Source organism: Mesorhizobium sp. M7A.F.Ca.MR.245.00.0.0, from assembly GCF_003997415.1.
In the GTDB taxonomy this organism is placed as follows: Bacteria; Pseudomonadota; Alphaproteobacteria; order Rhizobiales; family Rhizobiaceae; genus Mesorhizobium.
This window is the reverse complement of record NZ_RZTE01000004.1, coordinates 113,878-137,761: the sequence shown is the minus strand read 5'-3', so window position 1 is coordinate 137,761 and position 23,884 is coordinate 113,878. Positions and strand designations below refer to the sequence as shown.

The 23,884-nt window shown below is 62.2% G+C and carries 17 protein-coding genes and 1 pseudogene; 6 read left to right on the top strand and 12 right to left on the bottom strand.

What is annotated here, in order from left to right:
- Positions 1–207: 207 nt before the first annotated feature.
- The 8 genes and pseudogenes from EOB80_RS07145 to EOB80_RS07110 form a co-directional block, all read right to left on the bottom strand.
- Positions 208–1,836 (bottom strand): alpha-D-glucose phosphate-specific phosphoglucomutase, encoded by a 1,629-nt coding sequence (locus EOB80_RS07145; protein WP_127327163.1) that lies wholly within the window; start codon positions 1,834–1,836, stop codon positions 208–210.
- Positions 1,837–1,839: 3 nt separating this feature from the next.
- Entirely contained in the window at positions 1,840–3,285 is a 1,446-nt protein-coding gene (gene glgA / locus EOB80_RS07140) for a glycogen synthase GlgA (protein ID WP_127327162.1), read from the bottom strand.
- A gap of 3 nt (positions 3,286–3,288) precedes the next feature.
- A complete protein-coding gene (gene glgC, locus EOB80_RS07135; protein WP_127273144.1) occupies positions 3,289–4,554 on the bottom strand; it encodes a glucose-1-phosphate adenylyltransferase in 1,266 nt (421 codons plus the stop codon).
- A 35-nt stretch (positions 4,555–4,589) separates the two neighbouring features.
- On the bottom strand, positions 4,590–6,803 hold the full coding sequence (gene glgB, locus EOB80_RS07130) for a 1,4-alpha-glucan branching protein GlgB (protein ID WP_127327161.1): 2,214 nt from the start codon (positions 6,801–6,803) through the stop codon (positions 4,590–4,592).
- A 107-nt stretch (positions 6,804–6,910) separates the two neighbouring features.
- Positions 6,911–9,379 carry a glycogen/starch/alpha-glucan phosphorylase gene (locus tag EOB80_RS07125; RefSeq protein WP_127327160.1) on the bottom strand — a complete coding sequence of 823 codons (2,469 nt, stop codon included), beginning with the start codon at positions 9,377–9,379 and terminating at the stop codon, positions 6,911–6,913.
- A gap of 234 nt (positions 9,380–9,613) precedes the next feature.
- Positions 9,614–10,396 (bottom strand): ATP-binding cassette domain-containing protein, encoded by a 783-nt coding sequence (locus tag EOB80_RS07120; protein WP_164762554.1) that lies wholly within the window; start codon positions 10,394–10,396, stop codon positions 9,614–9,616.
- 2 nt (positions 10,397–10,398) lie between these two features.
- Positions 10,399–11,462: pseudogene (locus EOB80_RS07115) on the bottom strand (ABC transporter permease).
- Positions 11,463–11,621: 159 nt separating this feature from the next.
- Positions 11,622–12,638 carry a sugar ABC transporter substrate-binding protein gene (locus EOB80_RS07110; protein ID WP_164762553.1) on the bottom strand — a complete coding sequence of 339 codons (1,017 nt, stop codon included), beginning with the start codon at positions 12,636–12,638 and terminating at the stop codon, positions 11,622–11,624.
- 228 nt (positions 12,639–12,866) lie between these two features.
- Between EOB80_RS07110 and EOB80_RS07105 the strand changes: the two genes are divergently transcribed.
- The 4 genes from EOB80_RS07105 to EOB80_RS07090 all read left to right on the top strand — a co-directional run bounded on the left by EOB80_RS07105 (position 12,867) and on the right by EOB80_RS07090 (position 16,850).
- Positions 12,867–14,093, top strand: coding sequence for an ROK family transcriptional regulator (locus tag EOB80_RS07105; RefSeq protein WP_127327157.1), 1,227 nt, complete (start codon positions 12,867–12,869; stop codon positions 14,091–14,093).
- Positions 14,093–14,539, top strand: a complete 447-nt coding sequence (locus EOB80_RS07100) for an RbsD/FucU domain-containing protein (RefSeq protein ID WP_127327156.1) — start codon at positions 14,093–14,095, stop codon at positions 14,537–14,539. Before EOB80_RS07105 ends, EOB80_RS07100 begins: the two co-directional genes overlap by 1 nt.
- The gene (locus tag EOB80_RS07095; RefSeq protein WP_127327155.1) at positions 14,536–15,459 is read left to right on the top strand and encodes a carbohydrate kinase; all 924 of its coding nucleotides are present in this window, start codon (positions 14,536–14,538) and stop codon (positions 15,457–15,459) included. The genes EOB80_RS07100 and EOB80_RS07095 overlap by 4 nt, the downstream gene beginning before the upstream one ends.
- A gap of 248 nt (positions 15,460–15,707) precedes the next feature.
- The gene (locus EOB80_RS07090) at positions 15,708–16,850 is read left to right on the top strand and encodes a DegT/DnrJ/EryC1/StrS aminotransferase family protein (protein ID WP_127327154.1); all 1,143 of its coding nucleotides are present in this window, start codon (positions 15,708–15,710) and stop codon (positions 16,848–16,850) included.
- Positions 16,851–16,865: 15 nt separating this feature from the next.
- Here EOB80_RS07090 and cysQ read toward each other — a convergent pair whose 3' ends face one another.
- Genes cysQ through cysD form a run of 3 tightly spaced genes read right to left on the bottom strand, consistent with a single transcriptional unit; the run spans position 16,866 to position 20,510 of the window.
- Positions 16,866–17,654: a 3'(2'),5'-bisphosphate nucleotidase CysQ gene (gene cysQ, locus EOB80_RS07085; RefSeq protein WP_164762552.1), complete on the bottom strand. Its 789-nt coding sequence runs from the start codon at positions 17,652–17,654 to the stop codon at positions 16,866–16,868.
- A 10-nt stretch (positions 17,655–17,664) separates the two neighbouring features.
- Complete coding sequence (cysN, locus tag EOB80_RS07080) at positions 17,665–19,602, bottom strand: sulfate adenylyltransferase subunit CysN (RefSeq protein WP_164762546.1); 1,938 nt, start codon at positions 19,600–19,602, stop codon at positions 17,665–17,667.
- A gap of 2 nt (positions 19,603–19,604) precedes the next feature.
- Complete coding sequence (cysD, locus tag EOB80_RS07075; RefSeq protein ID WP_127327151.1) at positions 19,605–20,510, bottom strand: sulfate adenylyltransferase subunit CysD; 906 nt, start codon at positions 20,508–20,510, stop codon at positions 19,605–19,607.
- 489 nt (positions 20,511–20,999) lie between these two features.
- Between cysD and EOB80_RS07070 the strand changes: the two genes are divergently transcribed.
- Both EOB80_RS07070 and EOB80_RS07065 read left to right on the top strand, forming a co-directional pair.
- Positions 21,000–22,316, top strand: coding sequence for an O-antigen ligase (locus EOB80_RS07070; RefSeq protein ID WP_127327258.1), 1,317 nt, complete (start codon positions 21,000–21,002; stop codon positions 22,314–22,316).
- The gene (locus EOB80_RS07065) at positions 22,313–23,248 is read left to right on the top strand and encodes an NAD-dependent epimerase/dehydratase family protein (RefSeq protein WP_127327150.1); all 936 of its coding nucleotides are present in this window, start codon (positions 22,313–22,315) and stop codon (positions 23,246–23,248) included. Before EOB80_RS07070 ends, EOB80_RS07065 begins: the two co-directional genes overlap by 4 nt.
- Before the next feature lie 52 nt (positions 23,249–23,300).
- Here the strand turns inward: EOB80_RS07065 and EOB80_RS07060 are convergent, their stop codons facing one another.
- Positions 23,301–23,843 carry a sugar transferase gene (locus tag EOB80_RS07060; protein WP_127271926.1) on the bottom strand — a complete coding sequence of 181 codons (543 nt, stop codon included), beginning with the start codon at positions 23,841–23,843 and terminating at the stop codon, positions 23,301–23,303.
- Between the last annotated feature and the right edge of the window lie 41 nt (positions 23,844–23,884).

The window sequence follows — 23,884 nt, the reverse complement described above, 5'->3', positions numbered from 1 at the left end:
CAGTCTCCCCCTTCGCCCCTTGTGGGAGAAGGTGTCGCCGAAGGCGACGGATGAGGGGTGTTCCAGCTTGGCAAGGACAGGGATCCTTCGCGCACCCCTCAACCGTCTCGGCCCTACGCGCCGATCCACCGCCCTGGGGCGAGCCACGGGTCTCTCCCCGTCCTTCGAACCCCACAAGGGGAGAAGGAAAGACGCGCACCGCCAACGTCAAGTAATCACGCTTGGCTTGGGGCGGCCGGTATGGCTGTGAATCCCGGCAATATCATCGGCTGCGGCTATCAGATCGGCAAGGGCGGCCTGGGTGTCGAGGTCGTGCCTCGACTTGTCCGGCTCGTAACGTTCGATGTAGACGCGCAGCGTCGCGCCCGACGTGCCGGTGCCGGAGAGGCGGAAGACGACCCGCGAACCACCTTCGAACAGCACCCTGATGCCCTGATGCTCGCTGATCGAACCGTCGACCGGATCGCGATAGGCAAAATCGTCGGCGCTGGCGATTTTCATGCCGCGCACGCTGGTACCCGGCAGCGCGCCGAGCTTGGCGCGCAGTTCGTCGACCAATGCGTTGGCGCGGTCGCTCTCAACCTCTTCATAATCGTGCCGCGAATAGTAGTTGCGACCGTAGGTCGCCCAGTGCTCAGTGACGATCTGCTTGCAGCTTTCGCCGCGCGCGGCAAGGATGTTGAGCCACAAAAGCACCGCCCATAGGCCGTCCTTTTCGCGGACATGGTTGGAGCCGGTGCCCGCACTCTCCTCGCCGCAGATCGTCGCCATGTCGGCATCCAGCAGATTGCCGAAGAACTTCCAGCCGGTCGGCGTCTCATAGAGGGCGATGCCGAGTTTTTCAGCGACGCGGTCGGCAGCGCCACTGGTCGGCATCGAGCGGGCGATGCCCTTCAAACCGGCCTTGTAGCCGGGCGCCAGGCGGGCATTGGCGGCGAGCATGGCAACTGAATCCGACGGGGTGACGAAAATGCCCTTGCCGATGATCAGATTGCGGTCGCCGTCGCCATCCGAGGCAGCGCCGAAATCCGGCGCGTCCGGTCCCATCATCTCGTCATAGAGGTGCTTGGCATGGACGAGGTTCGGATCCGGGTGATGGCCGCCGAAATCCGGCAGCGGCTTGAAATTGCGGCAGGTGCCGTTTGGCGCGCCGAGCCGGTTTTCCAGGATCTCCTTGGCGTAGGGGCCGGTCACCGCGTGCATGGCGTCGAAGCGCATGCGGAAGCCGGATTTGAACAGTTTGCGCAGGGCATCGAAATCGAACAGGCTTTCCATCAGTTCGGCATAGTCGACGACCGGGTCGATGATCTCGACCGTCATGCCGGCGGCCTTGACCGTGCCTGTTGTGTCGATGTCGATCGGATCGATATCGGCGATCTTGAAGCTTGAGATCGTCTTGGTTTTCTCGAACATCGCGTCGGTCAGCTTTTCCGGCGCCGGGCCGCCATTGCCGGCATTGTACTTGATGCCGAAATCCTCATGCGGGCCGCCGGGATTATGGCTGGCCGACAGGATGATGCCGCCAAAGGTCTTGTACTTGCGGATGACATGCGAGGCGGCCGGCGTCGACAGGATACCGCCCTGCCCGACCATCACCTTGCCGAAGCCGTTGGCGGCGGCCATGGCGATGGCCTTCTGGATGACCTCGCGATTGTAGAACCGGCCGTCACCGCCAATCACCAGGGTCTTGCCCTTGAAACCGTCGAGCGCGTCGAAGATCGACTGGATGAAATTCTCGGCATAGTGCTCCTGCTGAAAGACAGGCACCTTCTTGCGCAGGCCCGACGTGCCGGGCTTCTGGTCGGAATAAGGCTTGGTGGGGACGGTCCGTATCATACTTCAGGCAACCCTTTTCGAAAGCAGCGAGCGATAGAGTTCGACATATTTTTCGGCGCTCTTGTCCCACGACACATCGGCCTTCATGCCCTGGCGCTGCAGCGATTCCCAGACCGTCGGACTGGCATGGGCGTCGACGAGGCGGCTAATGGCGTGCAGCAAGGCACCGCCATTGTTGGGCGCGAACTGGAAGCCGGTGGCGACGCCGGCAGAGACGGCGGCCTCATTGGCGTCGATGACCGTATCGGCGAGGCCCCCGGTGCGCGCGACCACCGGCACGCAGCCATAGCGCAGGCCGTAAAGCTGCGTCAGCCCGCACGGTTCGAAGCGCGAGGGGATGACGATGGCGTCGCAGCCGCCCTGCATGATGTGCGACAGCCCCTCATCGTAGCCGACGACCACACCGATACGGCCGCGATGCCGGGCGGCAGCGGCAAGCAGCGCGCCTTCGAGACCGGCATCGCCCGATCCGAGGATGGCCAGCCGCGCGCCAGTGGCAACGATGCCGTCGATCACCAGCGCCAGTATGTCCATCCCCTTCTGCCAGGTCAGCCGGCTGACGACGCAGACGATCGGGCTGTCGTCACGCTCAAGGCTGAAGCGGTCCTCCACGGCAGTCCTGTTGGGCGCGCGCGCCTTCAGTGTGCTCGCCGTGTAGGGGGACACCAGATGCTTGTCGGTTTCCGGATCCCAGATGCCGGTGTCGATGCCGTTGACGATGCCATAGAGATCGCTGGAGCGCATGTTGATGAGGCCGTCGAGACCCATGCCGAATTCCGCCGAGCGGATCTCCTGCGCGTAGGTCGGGCTGACCGTGGTGATCGCCCAGGCGGCCTGCAGGCCAGCCTTGAGGAAGCCGACACCACCATAATATTCGACGCCGTCGAGCGCCATCGCCGCCGCCGGCAAGCCGAGCTCGCCGAAAATGCCGGCGCCGAACTGGCCCTGGAAGGCGAGATTGTGGACGGTCATCATCGAGGGAATGCCAACTGCCTTGCCGTAGCGCATGTAGGCCAGGGTCATCGCCGACTGCCAGTCATGGGCATGGACGATGTCGGGTTGGTAGCCAGAGATGGCGCCACCGGCGATGTCGCCGCCGACTTGGCTCAAGGCCGCGAAACGCCGCCAGTTGTCTGGCCAGTCCACGCCGGTGGCATTGCCGTAGGGACCGCCGGGACGGTCAAACAGATGCGGCGCATCGAGCACGAACAGTTCGAGCCCAGCGAGTTGGACGGAATGGACGGAGGCCTTGCCGCCCTGCAGCAAGGGATATTGCAGAACCGCCCGCTTCTTCTTGAAGGCGGCCATGACGGTCGGAAAGCCCGGGATGAGCGTGCGCACGGTCACGCCCTTGGCCGCCAAGGCGATGGGCAGCGCGCCGGTCACGTCGGCAAGCCCTCCGGTCTTGATCAGCGGAAAGATCTCGGGCGTGACCGACAGAACCTGCATGCGTTAGAGCCCTAACTTGTCGATCATGTCCTGCGTGACCAGGCAGATGCCCTTTTCGGAAACGCGGAAGCGCTTGGCGTCGAGAATAGGATCTTCGCCGACCACCAGCCCTTCCGGTATCCTAACACCATGGTCGATGACCACGCGCTTCAACTTTGCGTTCCGGCCGACATGAACGTCGGGCAGCATGACGACTTCTTCCAGCGTCGAATAGGAATTGATGCGCGCGCCGGTGAAGATCAGGCTTTTTTTCAGCGAAGCCCCCGAGACGATGCAATCGCCCGAGACAAGCGAAGACACAGCCGAACCGCGGCGGCCATCCTCGTCATGCACGAACTTTGCCGGCGGCTTCAATTCGGCATAGGTCCAGATCGGCCAGTCGCGGTCGTAGAGGTCAAGCTCCGGCGTGATATCGGTCAGGTCGATATTGGCTTCCCAATAGGCATCGACCGTTCCGACGTCGCGCCAGTAGGCTTCGTTCTCGGCGGTCGAGCGGACGCAGGATTTGGCGAAGCGATGCGCGATCGCCTTACCGTGCTGGACGATATAGGGGATGATGTCCTTGCCGAAGTCGCGGCTTGAGCCCGCCTCGGCCGCATCGCGGCGCAACTGCTCCATCAGGAATTTGGTCTTGAAGACGTAGATGCCCATCGAAGCCAGCGCGAATTCCGGCTTATCGGGAATGCCGGGCGGATCGGCGGGTTTTTCGACGAAGGCGATGATGTTGTCCTTGGCGTCGACATGCATGACGCCGAAGCCGGTGGCTTCCATGCGCGGCACTTCGAGGCAGCCGACGGTGACATCGGCATTGGCGTCGACATGCTGGCGAAGCATCATCTCGTAGTCCATCTTGTAGATGTGATCGCCGGCCAGGATGACCATGTATTCGGGCCCGTAGGCCTCGATGATGTCGATGTTCTGATAAACGGCGTCGGCGGTGCCTTCATACCACTGCGTTTCCGAGACGCGCTGGCTGGCCGGCAGGATGTCGAAACTCTCGTTTCGTTCAGGGCGCAGGAAGTTCCAGCCGCGTTGCAGATGGCGGATCAGCGAATGCGCCTTGTACTGAGTGGCGACACCGAGGCGGCGAATGCCGGAATTGAGCGCGTTGGAAAGCGCGAAGTCGATGATGCGCGTCTTGCCGCCGAAATAGACAGCCGGCTTGGCACGCCGGTCGGTCAGTTCCTTGAGGCGGCTCCCACGGCCGCCGGCCAATACATAGGCCATGGCATCGCGCGCCAGCGGCTGGGTCCGTTTCAGGTCTGCCATTTCTACCCTCCCAAGTTACTCGATATCGACATGGCTCAGTCGGCAACGAGTTCAAGCATGATCGTCGACAGCGGCGGCAAAAGCATCGTCGCTGAGATGTTTCCTCCCTCCGCCCGCGCCTCGACCATGCCGCCATTGCCCTTGCCGGAACCGCCATATTCCGAAGCGTCGGTGTTGATGATCTCACGCCATTTGCCTGATGTCGGCAACGGCACGCGATAATTGTCACGCGGCACCGGCGTGAAATTGGAAATGACGGCCACCGAGCTGCCGCCCGGTGCACTGCGCAGCCAGGCAAAAACCGAATTCTGGCTGTCATCGACGATCAGCCAGGAAAACCCTTCCGGCTCACAATCACGGCCATGCAGTGCCGGGCGCGAACGGTAGAGATAGTTGAGATCGCGCACCGTCTGCCAGACGCCGCGATGCGGCCGGAATTCAAGCAGGTTCCAGTCGAGCGCGCGCGCCTCGCTCCATTCGCGGCGCTGCGCGAACTCCTGCCCCATGAAAAGCAGCTTCTTGCCGGGATAGCCCCACATGAAAGCGTAGTAGGCGCGCAGCGTCGCAAACTTCTGCCAGTCGTCGCCGGCCATCTTGCCAAGCAGCGTGCCTTTGCCGTGCACGACCTCGTCATGCGAGAGCGGCAGCACGAAATTCTCCGAGAAGGCGTAGGTCAGGCCGAAGGTGAGGTCGTTGTGGTGGTGCTTGCGGAAGATCGGTTCCTTGGAGAAATACTCCAGCGTGTCGTGCATGAAGCCCATATTCCACTTGAAGCCGAAGCCCAGCCCGCCTTCATGCACCGGTGCCGAGACCTTCGGCCAAGAGGTCGATTCCTCGGCGATGGTCATCACGCCCGGATGGTGGCCGTAGACCTCCTTGTTCATCTTCTGCAGGAAGCTGACCGCCTCAAGGTTCTCGCGGCCGCCTTTCTCGTTGGGGATCCATTCGCCGGCCTTGCGTGAATAGTCGAGGTACAGCATCGAGGCGACCGCATCGACGCGAAGTCCGTCGACATGGTATTTCTCGGCCCAGAACAACGCATTGTTGACCAGGAACGACACCACCTCGCGGCGGCCGAAATTGTAGATCGCGGTGTTCCAGTCGGGATGAAACCCCTTGCGCGGATCGGCATGTTCATAGAGCGCGGTGCCATCGAAATTGGCCAGGCCGTGCTCATCGACCGGGAAATGCGCGGGCACCCAGTCGAGAATAACGCCGACGCCGGCACGGTGGGCGCCGTCGACGAAGCGGGCAAAGCCGTCCGGATCGCCAAAGCGGGCCGATGGCGCGTAGAGGCCGGTCGTCTGGTAGCCCCAGGACGGGTCATACGGGTGTTCGGAGATCGGCATGAATTCGATATGGGTGAAGCCGGTCTCGACCACATAGGGGATCAGCCGGTCGGCCAGTTCGTCCCATGACAGGAACGTACCGTCGTCCCGAAGCTGCCAGGAGCCGGCATGGACCTCGTAGATCGAGATGGCTTCGCGCCGGTGATCGGCATTGCGCCAGAAATTGCGGTGCGCGTCATCGCCCCACTCATGCGCCGGCGGCACGGCAACGACCGAAGCGGTGGCCGGACGCAGTTCGGATTTGAAGGCGAACGGATCGGCCTTCAGCGGCAGCCTGACGCCGTCGGGGCCGATGATCTCGTATTTGTAGGGCCGGCCGGCACCGATATCGGGAATGAACACCTCCCAGATGCCGGTGTCGCGGCGATCCCGCATCGAGTGCCGGCGGCCGTCCCATTCGTTGAAATCGCCGACCACAGAGACACGCCGCGCATTGGGAGCCCAGACGGCGAAATGCACGCCCGTGGCGCCTTCGTGCTCGATGACATGGGCGCCGAGCTTGTCGAACAGCCTGAGATGCGATCCCTCGGCGATGTAGTAGTCGTCCATCGGCCCGAGCACCGGACCGAACGAATAGGGATCGGTCAGCCACCAGTCGCCGCCGGCATTGCGCGCGTGATAGCGAAGCGGCTGCCGCTTCTTGATCGAGAGCTTGCCTTCGAAAAAGCCGCCATCGTCGCGCCTGGACAATTCACCCGCGATGATGCCGGTCAGCGTATAAGCGGTGACGAATTCGGCATTCGGAACAAAGCAGCGGGCCACAAAACCCTTCCCAGCCTCCTGAACACCGAGAACGGCAAACGGATCGCCATGCGTGCCGGCAACAATCGCCGCAACATCGCTGGCTGCCGCCAGTCCGTCCGGCCCGCTTGTCGCAGCGGTCGCGCGCGGCTTCTTCATCAGGCAGTGTCCCTCCCCAGGCACCGAGTGTTTGTTTCTAGTGGTGTGATCCGACTTTCAAGTTCACACCACCGGGACCACATTGTTTGCGGCCTCATGCAATCACATCAGGCAGGCACGTTCCAGATTTCTTTCGCATATTGGCGGATCGTGCGATCGGAGGAGAACCAGCCGACACGCGCCACATTGCGGATTGCCCTGGCGTACCAGTCGGGACTGTTGCGCCAGACCGCATCGACCTCGCGCTGGGCGGTGGCATAGGCATCGAAATCGGCGGCGACCATGAACCAGTCGCTGTTGTAGAGGCCGTTGACGAGGTCGCGGTAACGCTCCGGATCGTCCGGCGAAAAGACGCCCGACGAGACGGCAGCGACCGCTTGCGCCAGCTCAGATGATCCTTCGATGACGGCGCGCGGATCGTAACCGTTGTTGCGCCGCTCGGCGACCTCGGCGGTGGTCAGGCCGAAAATGAAGATGTTGTCGTCGCCGACGCATTCCTTGATCTCGACATTGGCACCGTCGAGCGTGCCGATGGTCAGCGCGCCGTTGAGCGCGAACTTCATGTTGCCGGTGCCCGACGCTTCCATGCCGGCAGTCGAGATCTGCTCGGAAAGGTCGGCCGCCGGCATCATGATCTCGGCCAGACTGACATTGTAGTTCGGCACGAACACCACCTTCAGCAGACCGCGCACGGCCGGATCGCGGTTGATGACTTTTGCGACATCGTTGGCGAGTTTGATGATCAGCTTGGCATTGTGGTAGCTGGGCGCCGCCTTGCCGCCGAAGAATTTCACGCGCGGCATCCAGTCGCGCTCGGGGTGCGAGCGGATCTGGTCATAGAGGGCGATCGCCTCGAGAATGTTCAGAAGCTGGCGCTTGTATTCGTGGATGCGTTTGATCTGGATGTCGAAAAGCGCCGAAGGATCGACCTTGATGCCGAGCCGGTCGGCGACGAGGTTGGCCAATCGCGCCTTATTGGCGCGCTTGACGGCGGCGAACTTGTCGCGAAAGGCAGCGTCGCCGGCGAAACCGTCGAGATCCTTGATGGCGTCGATGTCATCGAGAAAACGGTCGCCGATCGCCTCACGGGCGAGCGACGTCAGTCCGGGATTGCATTGGATCAACCAGCGCCGCGGCGTGATGCCGTTGGTCTTGTTGTTGATACGATCGGGATAGAGCTTGTGCAGGTCGGCGAACACCGTCTCCTTCATCAGGTCGGTGTGAAGAGCCGAAACGCCGTTGATGGAATGCGAGCCGACAAAGGCCAGATTGCCCATGCGCACCCGACGGTCGCCATTTTCCTGGATCAGCGAGATGCGGCCAATCTGCTCGTCCGAGAACTGGTTGGAAGCACGCGCCTCCAGAAGCACTTCAGCGTTGATGGCATAGACGATCTGCATGTGGCGCGGCAAAAGCCGCTCGAACAGCGGCACCGGCCAGCTTTCCAGCGCCTCGGGCAGCAGTGTGTGGTTGGTGTAGCCGAAGGTGCGCTGGGTGATATCCCACGCCTGGTCGAAGTCCATGCCGTGGACGTCCATCAACAGGCGCATCAACTCCGGCACGGCGATGGCCGGATGGGTGTCGTTCAGGTGGATCGCAGCCTTGTCGGGCAGCGACTTCAGGTCGCCATATTGGCTCAGATGGCGCTGCACGATGTCCTGCAGCGAGGCGGTGGAGAAGAAATACTCCTGCCGGAGCCGCAGTTCCTGCCCGGCCTTGTGGGAATCGGCGGGATAGAGCACGCGCGACAAGGCATCGGCCTTGTTGCTTTCGGCGAGCGCGCCGATGTGATCGCCGGCATTGAATTTGTCGAGCAGGATCGGATCGACCGGCATGCCCGACCAGAGCCGCAGCGTGTTGACGCGATTGGCCCGCCAGCCGACGACGGGCGTGTCATAGGCCACGGCCAGCACATGCTCGGTCGGCTTCCAGACATGGCGTTCGAGGCGCCCGTCCTTGGAGGTGATCGATTCCACCGAACCGCCGAAACCAACCTCGAAGGAGCGTTCGCGACGTTCGAATTCCCACGGGTTACCGTGATCAAGCCAGGTCTCTGGCAGTTCGACCTGCCAGCCGTCGTGAATCTCCTGCCGGAACATGCCATTGGCATAGCGGATGCCGTAGCCATGCGCCGGAATGTCGACGGTCGCCATGCTTTCCATGAAGCAGGCCGCGAGCCGGCCGAGGCCGCCATTGCCGAGCGCCGCATCCGGCTCGAGTGCTGCAATCAAGTCGAGGTCGACACCCAACGACGACAGCGCCTCGCGCATGTTGTCCATCAGGCCCAGATTGGAGAAAGCATCGCGCATCAGGCGGCCGATGAGGAATTCCAGCGACAGATAATAGACGCGCTTTTCCTTCTGGTCGTAAGCCTCTCTCGTCGCCTGCATCCAGTGATCGACGATCCGGTCGCGCACGACCTTGATCGAGGCGGTCAGCCAGTCGTACTGGGTCGCAACGGTGGTGTCTTTGCCGACCCTGTATTTGAGGGCAACCAAGACTTCACGTGCGAGTGTCTTTGGGTCAGGATTTTCGAGCAGTGGCGGAAGGGGTTCGGATGTCATCGCGCTCGTCATGATGCCTCTCGTGCGGTTGCCATGATCATACCGGCTTTCATCGCTCCTCCCAGCCCATGCTAGCTGATACCGCCATATATTCAATCGATTTAAACAGATTCGATCCGGCTTGCCCCCTGCGGCAATTTGGCAATTCTGAAGTGTGACGCGCCAAGACGGCCCGCGCGCCGCGCTTCAAATCCCTGTTCCGTGCTTGCCGTTGTCGCCATGCGCCAGCCACTTGGGCGACATGTATCAAGCCGCCAGCGCCGCCTCCGGCGGGGCCTTGGCTCCTGTCATGAAGGCGACGGCGTCGGACATCGTATATTGCTTGGGGTCGATGACGGCGAGGCGACGCCCCAGCCGATGGATGTGAATGCGATCGGCCACTTCGAAGACATGCGGCATGTTGTGCGAGATCAGCACGATCGGGAGGCCGCGCTTCTTGACGTCGAGGATCAACTCGAGCACGCGGCGGCTTTCCTTGACGCCAAGGGCGGCCGTCGGCTCGTCCATGATCACCACACGACTGCCAAAGGCGGCCGCACGCGCCACGGCAACGCCCTGCCTTTGGCCGCCCGAGAGCGTCTCCACAGCCTGGCTGATGTTCTGGATGGTCATCAGGCCAAGTTCGGTAAGCTTGTCGCGGGCGCGCTTTTCCATCGCCGGGCGATCGAGCATGCGAAGCCAATCGCCCAGAAAACCCGGTTTACGGATTTCGCGGCCAAGGAACATGTTGTCGGCGATCGACAGCGCCGGCGACAGCGCCAGGTTCTGGTAGACGGTCTCGATGCCGGCTTCGCGGGCCTCCATCGGCGATTTGAAGGAGACGGGTTTTCCTTCAAGCCGGATCTCGCCTTCATCGGGCACGGCAGCGCCGGAAATCGCCTTGATGAGCGACGATTTGCCGGCGCCATTGTCGCCGATGACAGCAAGGATTTCGCCGGGGTAGAGGTCGAAGTCGGCGTTGTCGAGGGCGGTGACGCGGCCGTAGCGCTTGACCAGGCCACGCGCGGTGAGAATGGGTTCCTGGGTCATGGTCATGCCGAAACCTTTCTGATCCATTGGTCGACCGCCACGGCGCCGATGATCAGCACACCGGTGAGCAGCACCTTCCATTGCGGATCGGCGCCCAGCATGTTGAGGCCCATGGAGACGACGCCGACGATCATCGCGCCGAACAGCGTGCCCAGGATCGAGCCGCGCCCGCCGAACAGGGAAATACCGCCGATCACCGTCGCGGTGATCGCCTGGAGATTGTAGTCGGTTACGGCAGCCGACGGCGAGATCGAGAGCCGTTGCGGCCGATGGAGACCCAGGCAGCGAAAGCGGCGATCAGCCCGGCAAGGGTGTAGACCGTCATCAGCACCTTCTTGGTCTGGATGCCCGACAGCTTCGCCGCCTCCTGATCATCGCCAACGGCGTAGACATGGCGGCCCCATGCCGTGTGATTGAGCACGTACCAGAGGATCATCACGAGCACGACCGTGGCAATGACGCCGAGCGTCAGCACCGCCGTGCCGACCTTGAAGCTGATGGCAAAGAGATGCAGCAGCGGCGCTTGGGTGTCGACATCGGTGTCGCGGATCGTCTCGTTGGCCGAATAGATGAAGTTCGTGGCCATGACGATGTTCCAGGTGCCAAGCGTCACGATGAAGGGCGGCAGCTTCATGTAGGCGACAAGCACCCCGTTGAGCAGCCCGCAGGCCGCGCCGGCGGCAAGCCCGATCGCCACTGCGAGCGCGCTCGGCATACCGTAGCTGACAGCGCAATTGCCCATGATCACCGCTGAAATTACCATGATCACGCCGATCGACAGGTCGATGCCGGCGGTCAGGATGACCAGCGTCTGTGCGGCACCCAGAATGCCGATGATGGCGATCTGCTGCAGGATAAGCGTCAGCGTGTAGGACGAAAAGAACCGCCCTCCGATGGTGATGCCGAAAACGATGATCGCCAGAACCAGGACGATCAGCGGCACCGCGGCAGGTGTCGAATGCAGGAAATGCTGGATGCGCTTGACGGCCGATTTGTGCTCGTCGAAAGCGGCAACGCTTGTGTCGCTGCTCGAAAGAACTTTCTCGAATTCCTGAGCTTGAGCCATGTTTTCTCCCCGTAGGCTTCAGCCAAACGCCGACGCCAGTCCACGCCTTTCCGGTCTGTCGCCGGGATTGTTCGCGGTCACGCGAGCCATCGTCCACCCGAAGCGGCCGGGGATCAAGCCCCGACCGCCCAGGTTCCGTAGATGCCTGTCAGACCGGCATCAGCCCCAGCACTTGGCGAGGCCTTCCTTGGTGTCGATGGACTTCACGCCGGTGGCCGGCTTGTCGGTCACCAGGTTGACGCCGGTATCGAAGAAGTCCTTGCCTTCGGTCGGCTTCGGCTTGGTTCCGTCCTTGGCGAAAGCAGCGATCGCCTCGATGCCGAGTGCTGCCATCTGCAGCGGATATTGCTGCGACGTGGCGCCGATGACACCCTCGGCCACCGACTTCACGCCGGGGCAGCCGCCGTCGACGGAAACGATCAGCACCTGGCTTTCGAGGCCAACAGCCTTGAGCGCCTGGTAGGCGCCGACAGCTGCGGGCTCGTTGATGGTGTGGATGACGTTGATGGTGTTGTCCTTCTGCAGAAGGTTCTCCATCGCCTTACGGCCGCCCTCTTCGTTGCCATTGGTGACGTCATGGCCGACGATGCGCGCATCGTCCTCATCGCCGATCTTGTTGGGATCCTTCACATCGATGCCGTAGCCCATCATGAAGCCCTGGTCGCGCAGCACGTCGACGGTCGGCTGCGACGGGGTCAGGTCGAGGAAGCCGATCTTGGCGTCCTTGGCCTTGTCGCCTAGCGTGGCGGCTGCCCAGGCGCCGATCAGCTTGCCGGCTTCAAGATTGTCCGTCGCAAAGGTTGCGTCGGCCGCATCGATGGGATCGAGCGGCGTGTCGAGCGCGATCACCAGCAGGCCGGCGTCACGCGCCTTCTTCACGGTCGGCACGATGCCCTTGGTGTCGGATGCAGTGATCAGGATACCCTTGGCGCCGTCGGCGATGCAGCTCTCGATCGCCGCGACCTGGCTCTCGCTGTCGCCGTCGATCTTGCCGGCATAGGTCTTGAGGTCGACGCCGAGTTCCTTGGCCTTCGCGGTGGCGCCCTCCTTCATCTTGACGAAGAAGGGATTGGTGTCGGTCTTGGTGATCAGGCAGGCACCGACACCAGCCGCGGATGCGGACGACGCAAACGCCATCAGCCCCAGAGCCGCGGCGGCAAACACGGTCGATTTCAACAGTTTTGTATTGGTCACGATTTCCTCCCAGTGGAACCATCCGGATGCCGGCCAACCGGCACCTGCAGCGCGTCCAACGAAATTCTCCCAGCGTGGACGCTGCCTCAACAGACACCAGCACGAAGCCTCTGTCAATAATTAAATCACTCTTATTTATTATTGACAGCCTTGCTTCGTTCACCCATTCTGGCCCAAAAGCATTGAGGGGAAAACGACGGGAGGAACAGGGTGGAAACGGCCATTGCGAGGCACGGTTCGCCCGAGGTGAATGACAGTCTCATTCACCGCGGCACCAACCAAAGCGGCATGCGCGACCACAATGAGCGGTTGGTGCTGTCGCTGGTGCGCCAGCACGGCAGCCTGGCAAAATCCGACATCGCCCGCATGACCGGCCTTTCGGCGCAGACGGTTTCGGTCATCATGCGCGAGCTGGAGGAAGAAAGCCTCCTGCTGCGCCAGGCGCCGTTGCGCGGCAAGATCGGCCAGCCTTCCATTCCGATGGCGCTCAATCCCGAAGGCGCTTTCTTCATTGGCCTGAAGATCGGCCGCCGCAGCGCCGAACTGGTGTTGATAGATTTCCTTGGCCATGTCCGTTCGATGCTGCAGCATTCCTATCGCTACCCGGCGCCGCGCGAGACGGTGGACTTCGTCACCAACGGCATGCGGCAGATGCGCGGCGCGCTGACGCCCGCGCAAGACAAGCGCATCGCCGGGCTCGGCATCGCCATGCCGTTCGAATTGTGGAACTGGGCCGATACCGCCGGCGCCCCCCGCGACGTGATGGACGAATGGCGTCACCGCGACATTCGGGCCGACATCCAGGCGCAATGCGATTTTCCGGTCTATTTGCAGAACGATGCCACGTCGGCCTGCGGCGCCGAGCTCGTCTTCGGCCAGGCGGGCGCTGCGCGCGACTTCGTCTATTTTTATATCGGCGCCTTTGCCGGTGGCGGCATTGTGCTGAACGGCCGGCTTTTTGGCGGCCCGACCGGCAATGCCGGAGCGCTGGGCTCGATGCCGGTGCCCGGGCCGGACGGCAAGCCGACCCAACTGATCGATGTCGCTTCCATCGCCATGCTCGAAAAGGCGCTCAATGCGCGCGGCGTCGAGGCCTCGCATCTGTGGACCTCGCCGGAAGACTGGGGCGAGATCGGACCCGAGCTTGACGACTGGATCGCCAGCGCCTCAAGGGCGCTCGCCTACGCCATCGTCGCCGCATCCTCGATCATCGATTTCGAAGCGGCGGTGATCGACGGCTGGATGCCGAAGGCGGTGCGCCGCCGGCTGGTCGACGCCATCATCGCGGCAATCGCCACGATCGATGGCGAAGGCTTGAAGCTGCCCGCCATTCGCGAGGGAACCGTCGGCATCCATGCCCGGGCGCTCGGCGGCGCCAGCCTGCCACTTTCCGAACGCTTCCTGATCGGCTCGACGACGATTTCCAGGAGCGCCTGATGCTGATCGGAATTCCGGCGCTGCTCGGTCCGGAGCTTCTGGCGATCCTGCGCGGCATGGGTCATGGCGACGAAATCGCCCTTGTCGACGGAAACTATCCGGCGGAACAGCAGGCAACCCGGCTGGTGCGCGCCGATGGTCACCCTCTTATCCCCGTACTCGACGCGATATTGAGTGTGCTGCCTGTCGATGACGCCGTCCCGGAGGCGCTGTTTCGCGCCTCGGTCAAGGGCGATCCCTCGCTTGCCGATCCCGTCCATCATGAGATCGAGGCGATCTGCGCCAAACGGGCGTCAGGCCGCAAGGTGGTTGCGCTGGCTGGCGCCGACTTCTATGCACGGGTCAAATCGGCGCATGCCATCGTCGCGACAAGCGAGCCGCGGCTCTACGCCAACATCATCATCCGCAAGGGTGTGATCCATCCGCCGGAGACCAGGAAGCCATGATCCTCTGCTGCGGCGAAGCCCTGATCGACATGCTGCCGCGCACGACGGCAGCGGGCGAGCCAGCCTTTGCGCCTTATGTCGGCGGCGCGGTGTTCAACACGGCGATCGCACTTGGCCGGCTCGGTGCACCGGCCGGCTTCTTTTCCGGCCTGTCGTCGGATCTGTTCGGCGGCCAGTTCCGGGATGCGCTGGGGGCAAGCAAGGTCAGTTCCACCTATGCGCACACCTCACCACGGCCAACGACGCTGGCCTTCGTCAAGCTCACCAACGGCCAGGCGACCTACACTTTCTATGACGAGAACACCGCCGGCCGCATGCTGACCGTCGACGACCTGCCGCAGCTTGGCAGCGAGATCGAAGCCATGCTGTTCGGTGCCATCAGCCTGATTTCGGAGCCCGCCGGCAGTGCCTATGAGGAGTTCATGCGGCGCGAGCATGAAAGTCGAGTGATGATGCTCGATCCCAACATCCGGCCGAACTTCATACCGGACAAGGCCAAGCACCTCAGGCGCATTCGCGCGATGATGGCGATGGCCGATATCGTGAAATTGTCGGACGAAGACCTGAACTGGTTCGGCGAAGCCGGCTCGCACGAGGATGTCATCCGCAACTGGCTGGATCGAGGCCCGAAGCTGATCGTCGTCACCCATGGCAGCGAAGGCGCCGTCGGCTATACCAGGGAACATGCCGTCACCGTCATGCCGGAAAAGGTCGAGGTGGTCGACACGGTCGGCGCCGGCGATACCTTCAACGCCGGCATCCTCGCCTCCTTGCATGAGCAGGGCCTGCTGACCAAGGCGGCGATTTCCGGCTTGTCGAAAGACGCCATCCACAACGCGCTGGCGCTCGGCGCGAAGGCGGCGGCAGTGACCGTGTCGCGGGCCGGCGCCAATCCACCCTGGCGACATGAAATCGCCTGAGCAACGCTCAACATAAGTTGAGCCCAATCGATCACTTTATGTTTCGGAGGGGCTCTTTACGGGGCTATAAGGGCGGGATGGCGCCCGACGAAGCCCGGATTTCCGGCATCTGACTGACATTCGCCGGGAAATACTGGTAACGGACTGCGACACTTGGGCAATTTGGGGCTCCGCCTGCCCGGCTTTCTCGGCAAGCGCAACTCTGGTACCAGCGGCCGATTATCTGGCTAACCCGTTTTGAGGCCGACATGCAGTTCATCGATCTTGGCGCGCAGCGCGAACGAATCCGCGACCGGCTGAAGGCCGCGATCGACCGTGTCGTCGACGAAGGCCGCTATATTCTTGGCCCGCAAGTCACCGAATTCGAGAATAAGCTTGCCGCCTATATCGGCACCAAGCATGTCGTGGCCTGCGCCAACGGCACCGACGCGCTGCTGTTGCCACTGTTTGCGGCCGGCATCGGCCCGGGTGACGCGGTGTTCGTGCCGAGCTTCACTTTCGCCGCCACCGCCGAAGTGGTGGCACTGGCCAAGGCCGAGCCGGTGTTCGTCGATGTCGACCCGCATAGCTACAACATCGACATTGCCAGCCTCGAAGCGGCCATCGCCATGATCAAGAAGGAAGGAAGGCTGAAGCCGAAGGCTATCATTCCTGTCGATCTGTTTGGCCTAGCCGCCGATTACGAGGCGATCATGGCAATCGCCAACCGCGAAGGGCTGATGGTGATCGAGGATGCCGCCCAGTCGATGGGCGGTTCGCTCGACGGCAAGATGTGCGGTGCTTTCGGCCATGTCGGATCGACCAGCTTCTATCCGGCCAAGCCGCTTGGCTGCTACGGCGACGGCGGCGCGATGTTCACCAATGACGATGCGCTGGCTGAGCAGCTTCGCTCCTTCGCCTTCCATGGCAAGGGCGAGACGCAGTACGACAATGTCCGCGTTGGCATCAATTCGCGACTCGACACGATCCAGGCGGCGATCCTGATCGAGAAGCTGGCTATCCTGGAAGACGAGATGGTCGCCCGGCAGGTGGTGGCAAAGCGCTATGCCGAAGGGCTTGGCGATATCGTCACTGCGGCGCGCAATCTGGACGGCAGCCGTTCGGCCTGGGCGCAATACGCGATCGAGACGCCCAAGCGCGACGGGCTGAGGGCGCATCTCGGCGAAAAGGGTATTCCGTCTGTCATTTACTACGTGAAGCCGCTGCATGCCCAGGTCGCTTATCGCGACTACCCACGCACGTCGACCGGCCTTGCCGTATCGGAAGACCTGCCGAAGCGGATCCTGTGCCTGCCCATGCACCCTTATCTCAGCGAAGCCGACCAGGACCGCATCATCGAGACGATCCGCAACTATATCGGCTCGAATTCGGCGCAGGCCGCGGCAGAGTAAGCTGCCGAGCCTTTCTCAGCCGGGGCCCGCCGCCCTGCCGCTGGCAATGAAATGCGGATTGGCAAAATCCTCGTCGTCGCTTTGCCTGCGCTTGCCATAGACCAGAGGTTGGCCGTCCAGCGTGCGCGTCATGCCGCCGGCGGCGCGCAGGATGGCGTCGCCCGCCGCTGTGTCCCATTCCATGGTGCGGCCGAAGCGCGGATAGACATCAGCCTCGGCACTGGCGAGAAGGCAGAACTTCAAGGACGAACCGACCGAAACGATTTCGGCGGCACCGAGGTCGCGAATATAGGACTCGGTTTCCGGTGTGTTGTGAGACCGACTGGCGACGACGGCCAGCGGCGTCGCGGCCGTTCTCGCCGCGATCGGCCGGCGGCCGACGATCTGGTAATCGCCATCGATTTCGAGTGATTCCGCCCTGCCCGGCAGGCCGGAAAAGAAGCGGCCCGTGCAGGGCGCAAAGACGACGCCGACTTCCGGCACGCCATCGCGAACCAGCGCGATGTTGACGGTGAAATCGGTGCGGCGGTTGACGAACTCCTTGGTCCCATCGAGCGGATCGATCAGAAAAAAAGCCCCGTCCAGGTCGGGCGGCACGATGCCGGCGGAAGCTTCTTCCTCGGCCACGCAGGGGATATCGGGAAATGCGGCACGCAGTCCGGCGAGAATGATCTTTTCGCTCTCGCGGTCCGCCTCGGTCACCGGCGAGGCGTCGGACTTACGGTCAACCGCACAGCCGGCGTGGAACACGCGCATCACCTCGCGCCCGGCCGACAAGGCCAGGCGCTCGAAGATTTCAAGCATCAGCCTGTCGTCAGATGCCGCCGCCGCTATCGTATTGGTCTTCGGCAATGTCGCGCTCGTTCAGCCAGTGTTCCAGGGCGTCGACCATCTCTTCGGCCGACTTGCCGAGTGTCCGCAGATGGACCTCCGGGGTTTCCGGCGCTTCATAAGGGGAATCGACGCCGGTGAAATTCTTGATCTCGCCATTCAGCGCGCGCGCATAGAGGCCCTTCGGATCACGCCTGGCGCATTCCTCGAAAGGCGTATCGACGAACACCTCGACGAATTCTCCGTCGGCCATCAATTCACGTGCCATGCGCCGCTCGGCGCTGAAGGGCGAAATGAACGAAACAATGACGATCAACCCGGCATCGGCCATCAAACGCGCCACTTCGGCGACGCGGCGGATGTTCTCGACGCGATCGGCGTCGGTGAAGCCAAGATCGCGGTTGAGACCGTGACGGACGTTGTCGCCGTCCAGGATATAAGTGTGGCGGCCGGTGGCGAACAGCTTCTTTTCGAACAGGTTGGCGATGGTCGACTTGCCGGAACCCGACAGCCCGGTGAACCAGAACACGGCGGGCCGTTGGTTCTTCATGTCGGCGCGCACGCGCTTGCCGACATCGAGCGACTGCCAATGGATGTTTTCGGCGCGGCGCAACGAGTGCAGGATCATGCCGGCGCCGACCGTGGCGTTGGTGATGCGGTCGATCAGGATGAAGGCGCCGGTGGTGCGGTTTTCGGCGAAGGGATCGAAGGCGATCGGCGTCCGCGTCGAGATGTTGCAGATGCCGACTTCGTTCATTTCGAGCGACTTGGCCGCTTCATGGGCAAAGTCGTTGACGTTGATCCGATATTTCAGGTCGGTGACGGTGGCGCTGGTCTGGTCGGTCTCGGTGCGCAGGATGTAAGAGCGGCCTGGCAGCAACGCATGCTCGTCGAACCAGACGATGTTGGCGGCGAACTGATCGGCGACCTGCGGCCGTGCGGCAGGCGAAACCAGCATGTTGCCGCGCGAGATTTCGACTTCGTCATCGAGGACGAGCGTGACGGCCTGGCCGGCGGCCGCCTGGGCGAGATCGCCGCCATACGAGACGATCCGCTTGACGCGCGAGGATTTGCCGGACTTGGCGACAACGACCTCGTCGCCGGGCGCAACCGAGCCGGAGGCGACCGTGCCGGCAAAGCCGCGAAAGTCGAGATTGGGACGGTTGACATACTGGACAGGGAAACGAAACGGCAGTTCGACCATCGCTTCGTCGACCGACACGGTTTCGAGATGCTCGATCAGCGTCGGACCGGAATACCATTCCATGCTTTCCGACCGGCGGCTGACATTGTCGCCATAACGGGCCGACATCGGGATCGGCACAATGGTCTGGTAGCCGAGATCGCGCGAGAATTGCCCGTAGTCTTCGACGATCCGGTCGAAAACCGCCTGATCGAAATCGACAAGATCGATCTTGTTGACGGCCAGCACGACGTGGCGGATGCCGAGCAGCGAGGCGATGATCGAATGCCGCCTTGTCTGGCGAAGCACACCCTGCCGGGCATCGATCAGCACGATCGCCAGGTCGGCGGTCGAGGCGCCGGTGGCCATGTTGCGGGTGTATTGCTCGTGGCCAGGTGTGTCGGCAACGATGAATTTGCGTTTCGGCGTGGCGAAGAAGCGGTAGGCGACGTCGATGGTGATGCCTTGCTCGCGCTCGGCCTCCAGACCGTCGACCAGCAGCGCGAAATCGATGTCGTCGCCCGTCGTGCCATGCTTGCGCGAATCGCGTTCGAGCGCGGCGAGCTGGTCCTCGAAAATCTGCTTGGTGTCGGACAGCAGGCGCCCGATCAGCGTCGACTTGCCGTCATCGACCGAGCCGCAGGTCAGGAAGCGCAGCAGCGACTTCTTCTCCTGCGCAGCCAGATAGTCGCGAACGCCGTCGGTGGGGGCGAGGCTCTTTGCCATGATGTGGCGCATGGTCAAAAGTACCCCTCGCGCTTCTTCTTTTCCATCGAGCCGGCTTCATCGCGGTCGATCAGGCGACCCTGCCGTTCGGACGTGCGTGCCGTCAGCATTTCGCCGACGATGGCTTCCAGCGTGTCGGCATCCGATTCGATGGCGCCGGTCAGCGGATAGCAGCCAAGCGTGCGGAACCGCACCAGCCTGTTCTCCACCGTCTCGCCGGGGCGCAGTTTCATGCGCTCGTCGTCCCGCAGGATCAGCATGCCGTCGCGTTCCACCACCGGTCGTTCCTTGGCGAAATAGAGCGGCACGATCGGGATACTTTCCTGCAGGATGTACTGCCAGATATCGAGTTCGGTCCAGTTCGACAGCGGAAAGACGCGGATCGATTCACCCGATGCGATGCGGGTGTTGAATATCTTCCACATTTCGGGGCGCTGGTTCTTCGGATCCCACACATGCTGGGCGTTGCGGAAGGAAAAGATGCGCTCCTTGGCGCGCGATTTCTCCTCGTCGCGACGAGCGCCGCCAAAGGCCGCATCGAAACCGTACTTGTCGAGCGCCTGGCGCAGCGCCACGGTCTTCATGACATGGGTGTGGGTGTTCGAACCATGGTCGAACGGATTGATGTTGTCGCGCACGCCGTCTTCATTGACATGAACCAGGAGATCGAAGCCGAGTTTCTTCGCCATCTGATCGCGAAAGGCGATCATCTCGCGGAACTTCCACGTCGTGTCGACGTGAAGAAAGGGGAACGGCGGCTTGGCGGGATAAAACGCCTTCATCGCCAGATGCATCAACACGGATGAATCCTTGCCAACCGAATAGAGCATGACCGGCTTGGCAAAAGCGGCCGCAACCTCGCGGAATATATGGATGGACTCGGCTTCAAGCCGCTGAAGATGCGTAAGCGCTGTTGTCATGGGCCGTGGGCGTTCTTTCGTATCTTCCAACAGAAGACCTTGCCTCAAATCATCGAGCTCTTCGCGCCCGGTTCGAGCCTTGTTTCTGGACGTTCTTTCTCGTGCCGGCGTTCTAGCAGATCGCCATTGTCAAGAACAATGCTGGACTGACCCGGCCGCACATGGTTCGAGAATGAATTTTCCACAGATGCCGGCAAATCCGGAAATTCCTGCCTGCAAGCTCAACGGCCCAGAAAACGCGGGGAAAATATTGCTTGAATGGATCAGCTGCGGCTTTCAAGGGACTTCCTCTGGTCGGCCCGCGCCTGCCGCCGATTTTCGGTGGCAATCTGCCCTATACACTATCGAAAATGGGGGGCAGCCGCTATACCAGCCTCGGGAAACGGGCAAGTGCATCATCAGGCATGGGGCAATTTCGAGGCGAGCGTATTCAACTTCGCTAAACAAGATCCGCCGCATGAAACTTGCCGAAGACAGCGAGCCCGAAAATTGACCCGGCTTTCACCCCTGAGACAGCAATTCACGCCTTCGCGGATCAACAACTACTTCTCCATCCTTTGCTTCTTTTTTCCACCGGTTCTGGGATCGGTGGTCAGCTTTGTATTCAATGGCGGAGGCCTTTCGTCAGTCCTGCTGATTGTTTTACGGAAAAGGCGCTTCAACGCCGACCGGCCCATGATCTGGTTGACGGTCGCGATCTATGCCTACTGCGCCTCCAATCTTCTGGCTTCCATCGTCAACAATTCGTTCGCCCGGGATGCGCCACATCTTATCCCGCTCGTCACCTTCCTGTTTTTTCCCGTGTCCTATTCGACCTGGAGCATCACGCAGAAAACCACGCTTACCCGCATCATCGTGCTTTCCAGCATGGCCGCCTGTTTTGCCGCGCTGCTCATGGCCGTCATCCAGCAATATTGGATTGGCGTCAGGGCCGAGGGGGGAGCCGGAAATCCGATCGTCTTCGCAACCGTGGTGTGCCTTGCCGTGGTGATGTGTGTGGCTGGCGCCTTGTCCGGTGTTGAGCAAGCCCGGACACCCCTCTTCTACGCGGCACTGGCAGGGACGATCGCCGTCATCTATTCCGGCTCGCGTATCGTCTGGCTGGCACTGCTGATCGCCGGCATCGCCGTCATGCTGATCAACCGGCACAGGCTCAGAGGCAGGAATGCCGTTCGCCTGCTGCTGCTGCTGGCAGCGGTCGGCGTCGTGATCGCCGCTTCCAGCTTCCAGGCGATATCCGGGCGGGTCGACTTTTTGCGCTCCGATTGGGGTGCGCTTGGGGCTGGCGGCAATTACGACACCTCGTTGGGAATACGTGTTGCGCTTTGGGATATCGGCCTCAAAGCATTCCATGACATGCCACTGTTCGGGCACGGTGTGGGTGCAACCCAGCATCTGATCAAGCAGGGCTTTCATGAGCAGTTCGCGATGGACACAGGCTTCAACCATTTTCACAACGGCTTCCTGACCGCCTTGGTGCAAGCGGGAATTCTGGGTGCCGTGACGCTGGCGGCGATCTTTATCGTTGCCGCTGGAAATGCCGCCCGGGTCTTGCGAAACAGCAACGATCCGAGCGAGCGGTTCGGCGCGACCATGATTGTCGTCGTGGTGATCACCTATCTGACGGCCGGAATGACAGGCATCCTGATCGGCCATGACATTCTGGACTCGGTGCTGATGGTCTTCATGGTGAGCGGAACATATCTCGCCTCCGGACGCCATGTTCCTTTGTTGGAAGAGCAGGCACCTGCGCCAGTAATGGAAGCGCGAGTAGTCAGCAAAGAGCTGTTTCGGGCAAGGCCATGAAGGTTCTGGTCACGGGCGCGACAGGTTTCATCGGGCGTCTTGTCGTGCGCCACCTTCGCGAATCCGGTGCCGAGCTTCGCCTCGCCTCCCGCCATCCCGAGAGGCTGGGTTCGGAGAACGAGACTGTGCCGATGCCCGGCTTCGATGCGCCGGCCGCCGCCTTCCTGGAACTGACCCGGCATATGACTGACGTCGTCCATTGCGCCGGCCTCAACAATGATCAGGGAAATGCAACCGAAGCCGATTACCAGGCGGCCAATGTGGAACTGAGCGCAAGGCTGGCGCATGCAGCGGCCGCCCAGATAAGCGGACGTTTCATTCATCTCTCCTCGATCCGAGCGGTGATCGGCGCGCATGTCAGCGCAACGATCGACGAGGACACGCTTCCTGCCCCACAATGCGCCTATGGACGCTCGAAGCGCGAAGGCGAGATCAAGGTTTTGGACGCCTACGCGTTACACGGGCGCTCGGACGCCGCCGTGTTGCGCCTGCCTCCGGTTTATGGAAGCGGCATGAGGGGAAATCTGGCAACGCTGATGCGCCTTGCCGATACGCCGCTGCCGCTGCCGACGGGTGCCTTGACCGGAATCCGCTCGCTGATGTCTTCCGAGGCCGCGGTGCGAGCAGTGTCGCACCTGCTCAGCCATTCCGGACCGCTTCGCCCGATCTATGTCGGCGCAGATGTGCCGCCGGTCGCCGTCGAGGCCATCATCGCCGCCTTTCGCAGAGGTTTGGGGCGGCGTGTGCGCCTGATGGCTGTGCCGGCCGGTCTGATACGGCCGGTCGTGGCCGCGCTCGGCAGGCGGGCGTTCTGGGACAGCCTGACCGCGACGCAGATATGCGACCCCGCCCTGCTGGTATCGCAGGGGTGGACGCCTGAAGCCCGCACGGTCGAGCGGCTGGCCGAGCTGGCGCGGCTCGGTAGATCCTGACTTTCTTGCTTGACCATGATCTTTTCCAAAAACCGGCTTCCACTTTTTGGGATCATGGTCTGCGGTAGAGCGTTCCAAACAGTATCCGAAGGTCGAGCCAGAACGACGCAGTGCGGAGGTAGGCAGCATCCGTTTCGGCCAAAAGCTCCGGGTTCGACATGTCGATGCCCCTGATCTGGGCCAGGCCGGTTATGCCCGGCAGCGCCGCCAAAACCCCCAGCCGCCTGCGACACTCGATCAACTCCGTTTGGGTCGGCAGGCAGGGGCGCGGCCCGACCAGGCTCATTTCGCCCTTCAGGACGTTCCAGAATTGCGGCAGCTCGTCGAGCTTGAACTTCCGTAAGACCTTCCCGACCGATGTCACGGAATCCGCCGGCGCCTCATGCGAGGGTAGCGACGGCGTCCCGACATACATGGTGCGCAACTTGTGGCAGCGGAAAAGCCGACCGTCACGGCCGACCCGCACCTGCGAAAAAATAGCCGGGCCCGGCGACGATGCCCGAACGGCAAGGACGGTGAGCGCCAAGACAGGAGATGTCGCCACCAGCAGCAGAGCCGCACCGGCAATATCGAAGATTTGCTTGGCTGCCTTCATGAACGGCCGATAGTGCTCCCTGCCGAAGTCCCGAGGCAACG

What these genes read in the sequence shown, in the direction of transcription:
- EOB80_RS07145 (WP_127327163.1), bottom strand. Translation starts at nt 1,836, where the DNA reads ATGATACGGACCGTCCCCACCAAGCCTTATTCCGACCAGAAGCCCGGC.
- glgA (WP_127327162.1), bottom strand. Translation starts at nt 3,285, where the DNA reads ATGCAGGTTCTGTCGGTCACGCCCGAGATCTTTCCGCTGATCAAGACC.
- glgC (WP_127273144.1), bottom strand. Translation starts at nt 4,554, where the DNA reads ATGGCAGACCTGAAACGGACCCAGCCGCTGGCGCGCGATGCCATGGCC.
- glgB (WP_127327161.1), bottom strand. Translation starts at nt 6,803, where the DNA reads ATGAAGAAGCCGCGCGCGACCGCTGCGACAAGCGGGCCGGACGGACTG.
- EOB80_RS07125 (WP_127327160.1), bottom strand. Translation starts at nt 9,379, where the DNA reads ATGACGAGCGCGATGACATCCGAACCCCTTCCGCCACTGCTCGAAAAT.
- EOB80_RS07120 (WP_164762554.1), bottom strand. Translation starts at nt 10,396, where the DNA reads ATGACCCAGGAACCCATTCTCACCGCGCGTGGCCTGGTCAAGCGCTAC.
- EOB80_RS07100 (WP_127327156.1), top strand. Translation starts at nt 14,093, where the DNA reads ATGCTGATCGGAATTCCGGCGCTGCTCGGTCCGGAGCTTCTGGCGATC.
- EOB80_RS07095 (WP_127327155.1), top strand. Translation starts at nt 14,536, where the DNA reads ATGATCCTCTGCTGCGGCGAAGCCCTGATCGACATGCTGCCGCGCACG.
- EOB80_RS07090 (WP_127327154.1), top strand. Translation starts at nt 15,708, where the DNA reads ATGCAGTTCATCGATCTTGGCGCGCAGCGCGAACGAATCCGCGACCGG.
- cysQ (WP_164762552.1), bottom strand. Translation starts at nt 17,654, where the DNA reads ATGCTTGAAATCTTCGAGCGCCTGGCCTTGTCGGCCGGGCGCGAGGTG.
- cysN (WP_164762546.1), bottom strand. Translation starts at nt 19,602, where the DNA reads ATGCGCCACATCATGGCAAAGAGCCTCGCCCCCACCGACGGCGTTCGC.
- cysD (WP_127327151.1), bottom strand. Translation starts at nt 20,510, where the DNA reads ATGACAACAGCGCTTACGCATCTTCAGCGGCTTGAAGCCGAGTCCATC.
- EOB80_RS07065 (WP_127327150.1), top strand. Translation starts at nt 22,313, where the DNA reads ATGAAGGTTCTGGTCACGGGCGCGACAGGTTTCATCGGGCGTCTTGTC.
- EOB80_RS07060 (WP_127271926.1), bottom strand. Translation starts at nt 23,843, where the DNA reads ATGAAGGCAGCCAAGCAAATCTTCGATATTGCCGGTGCGGCTCTGCTG.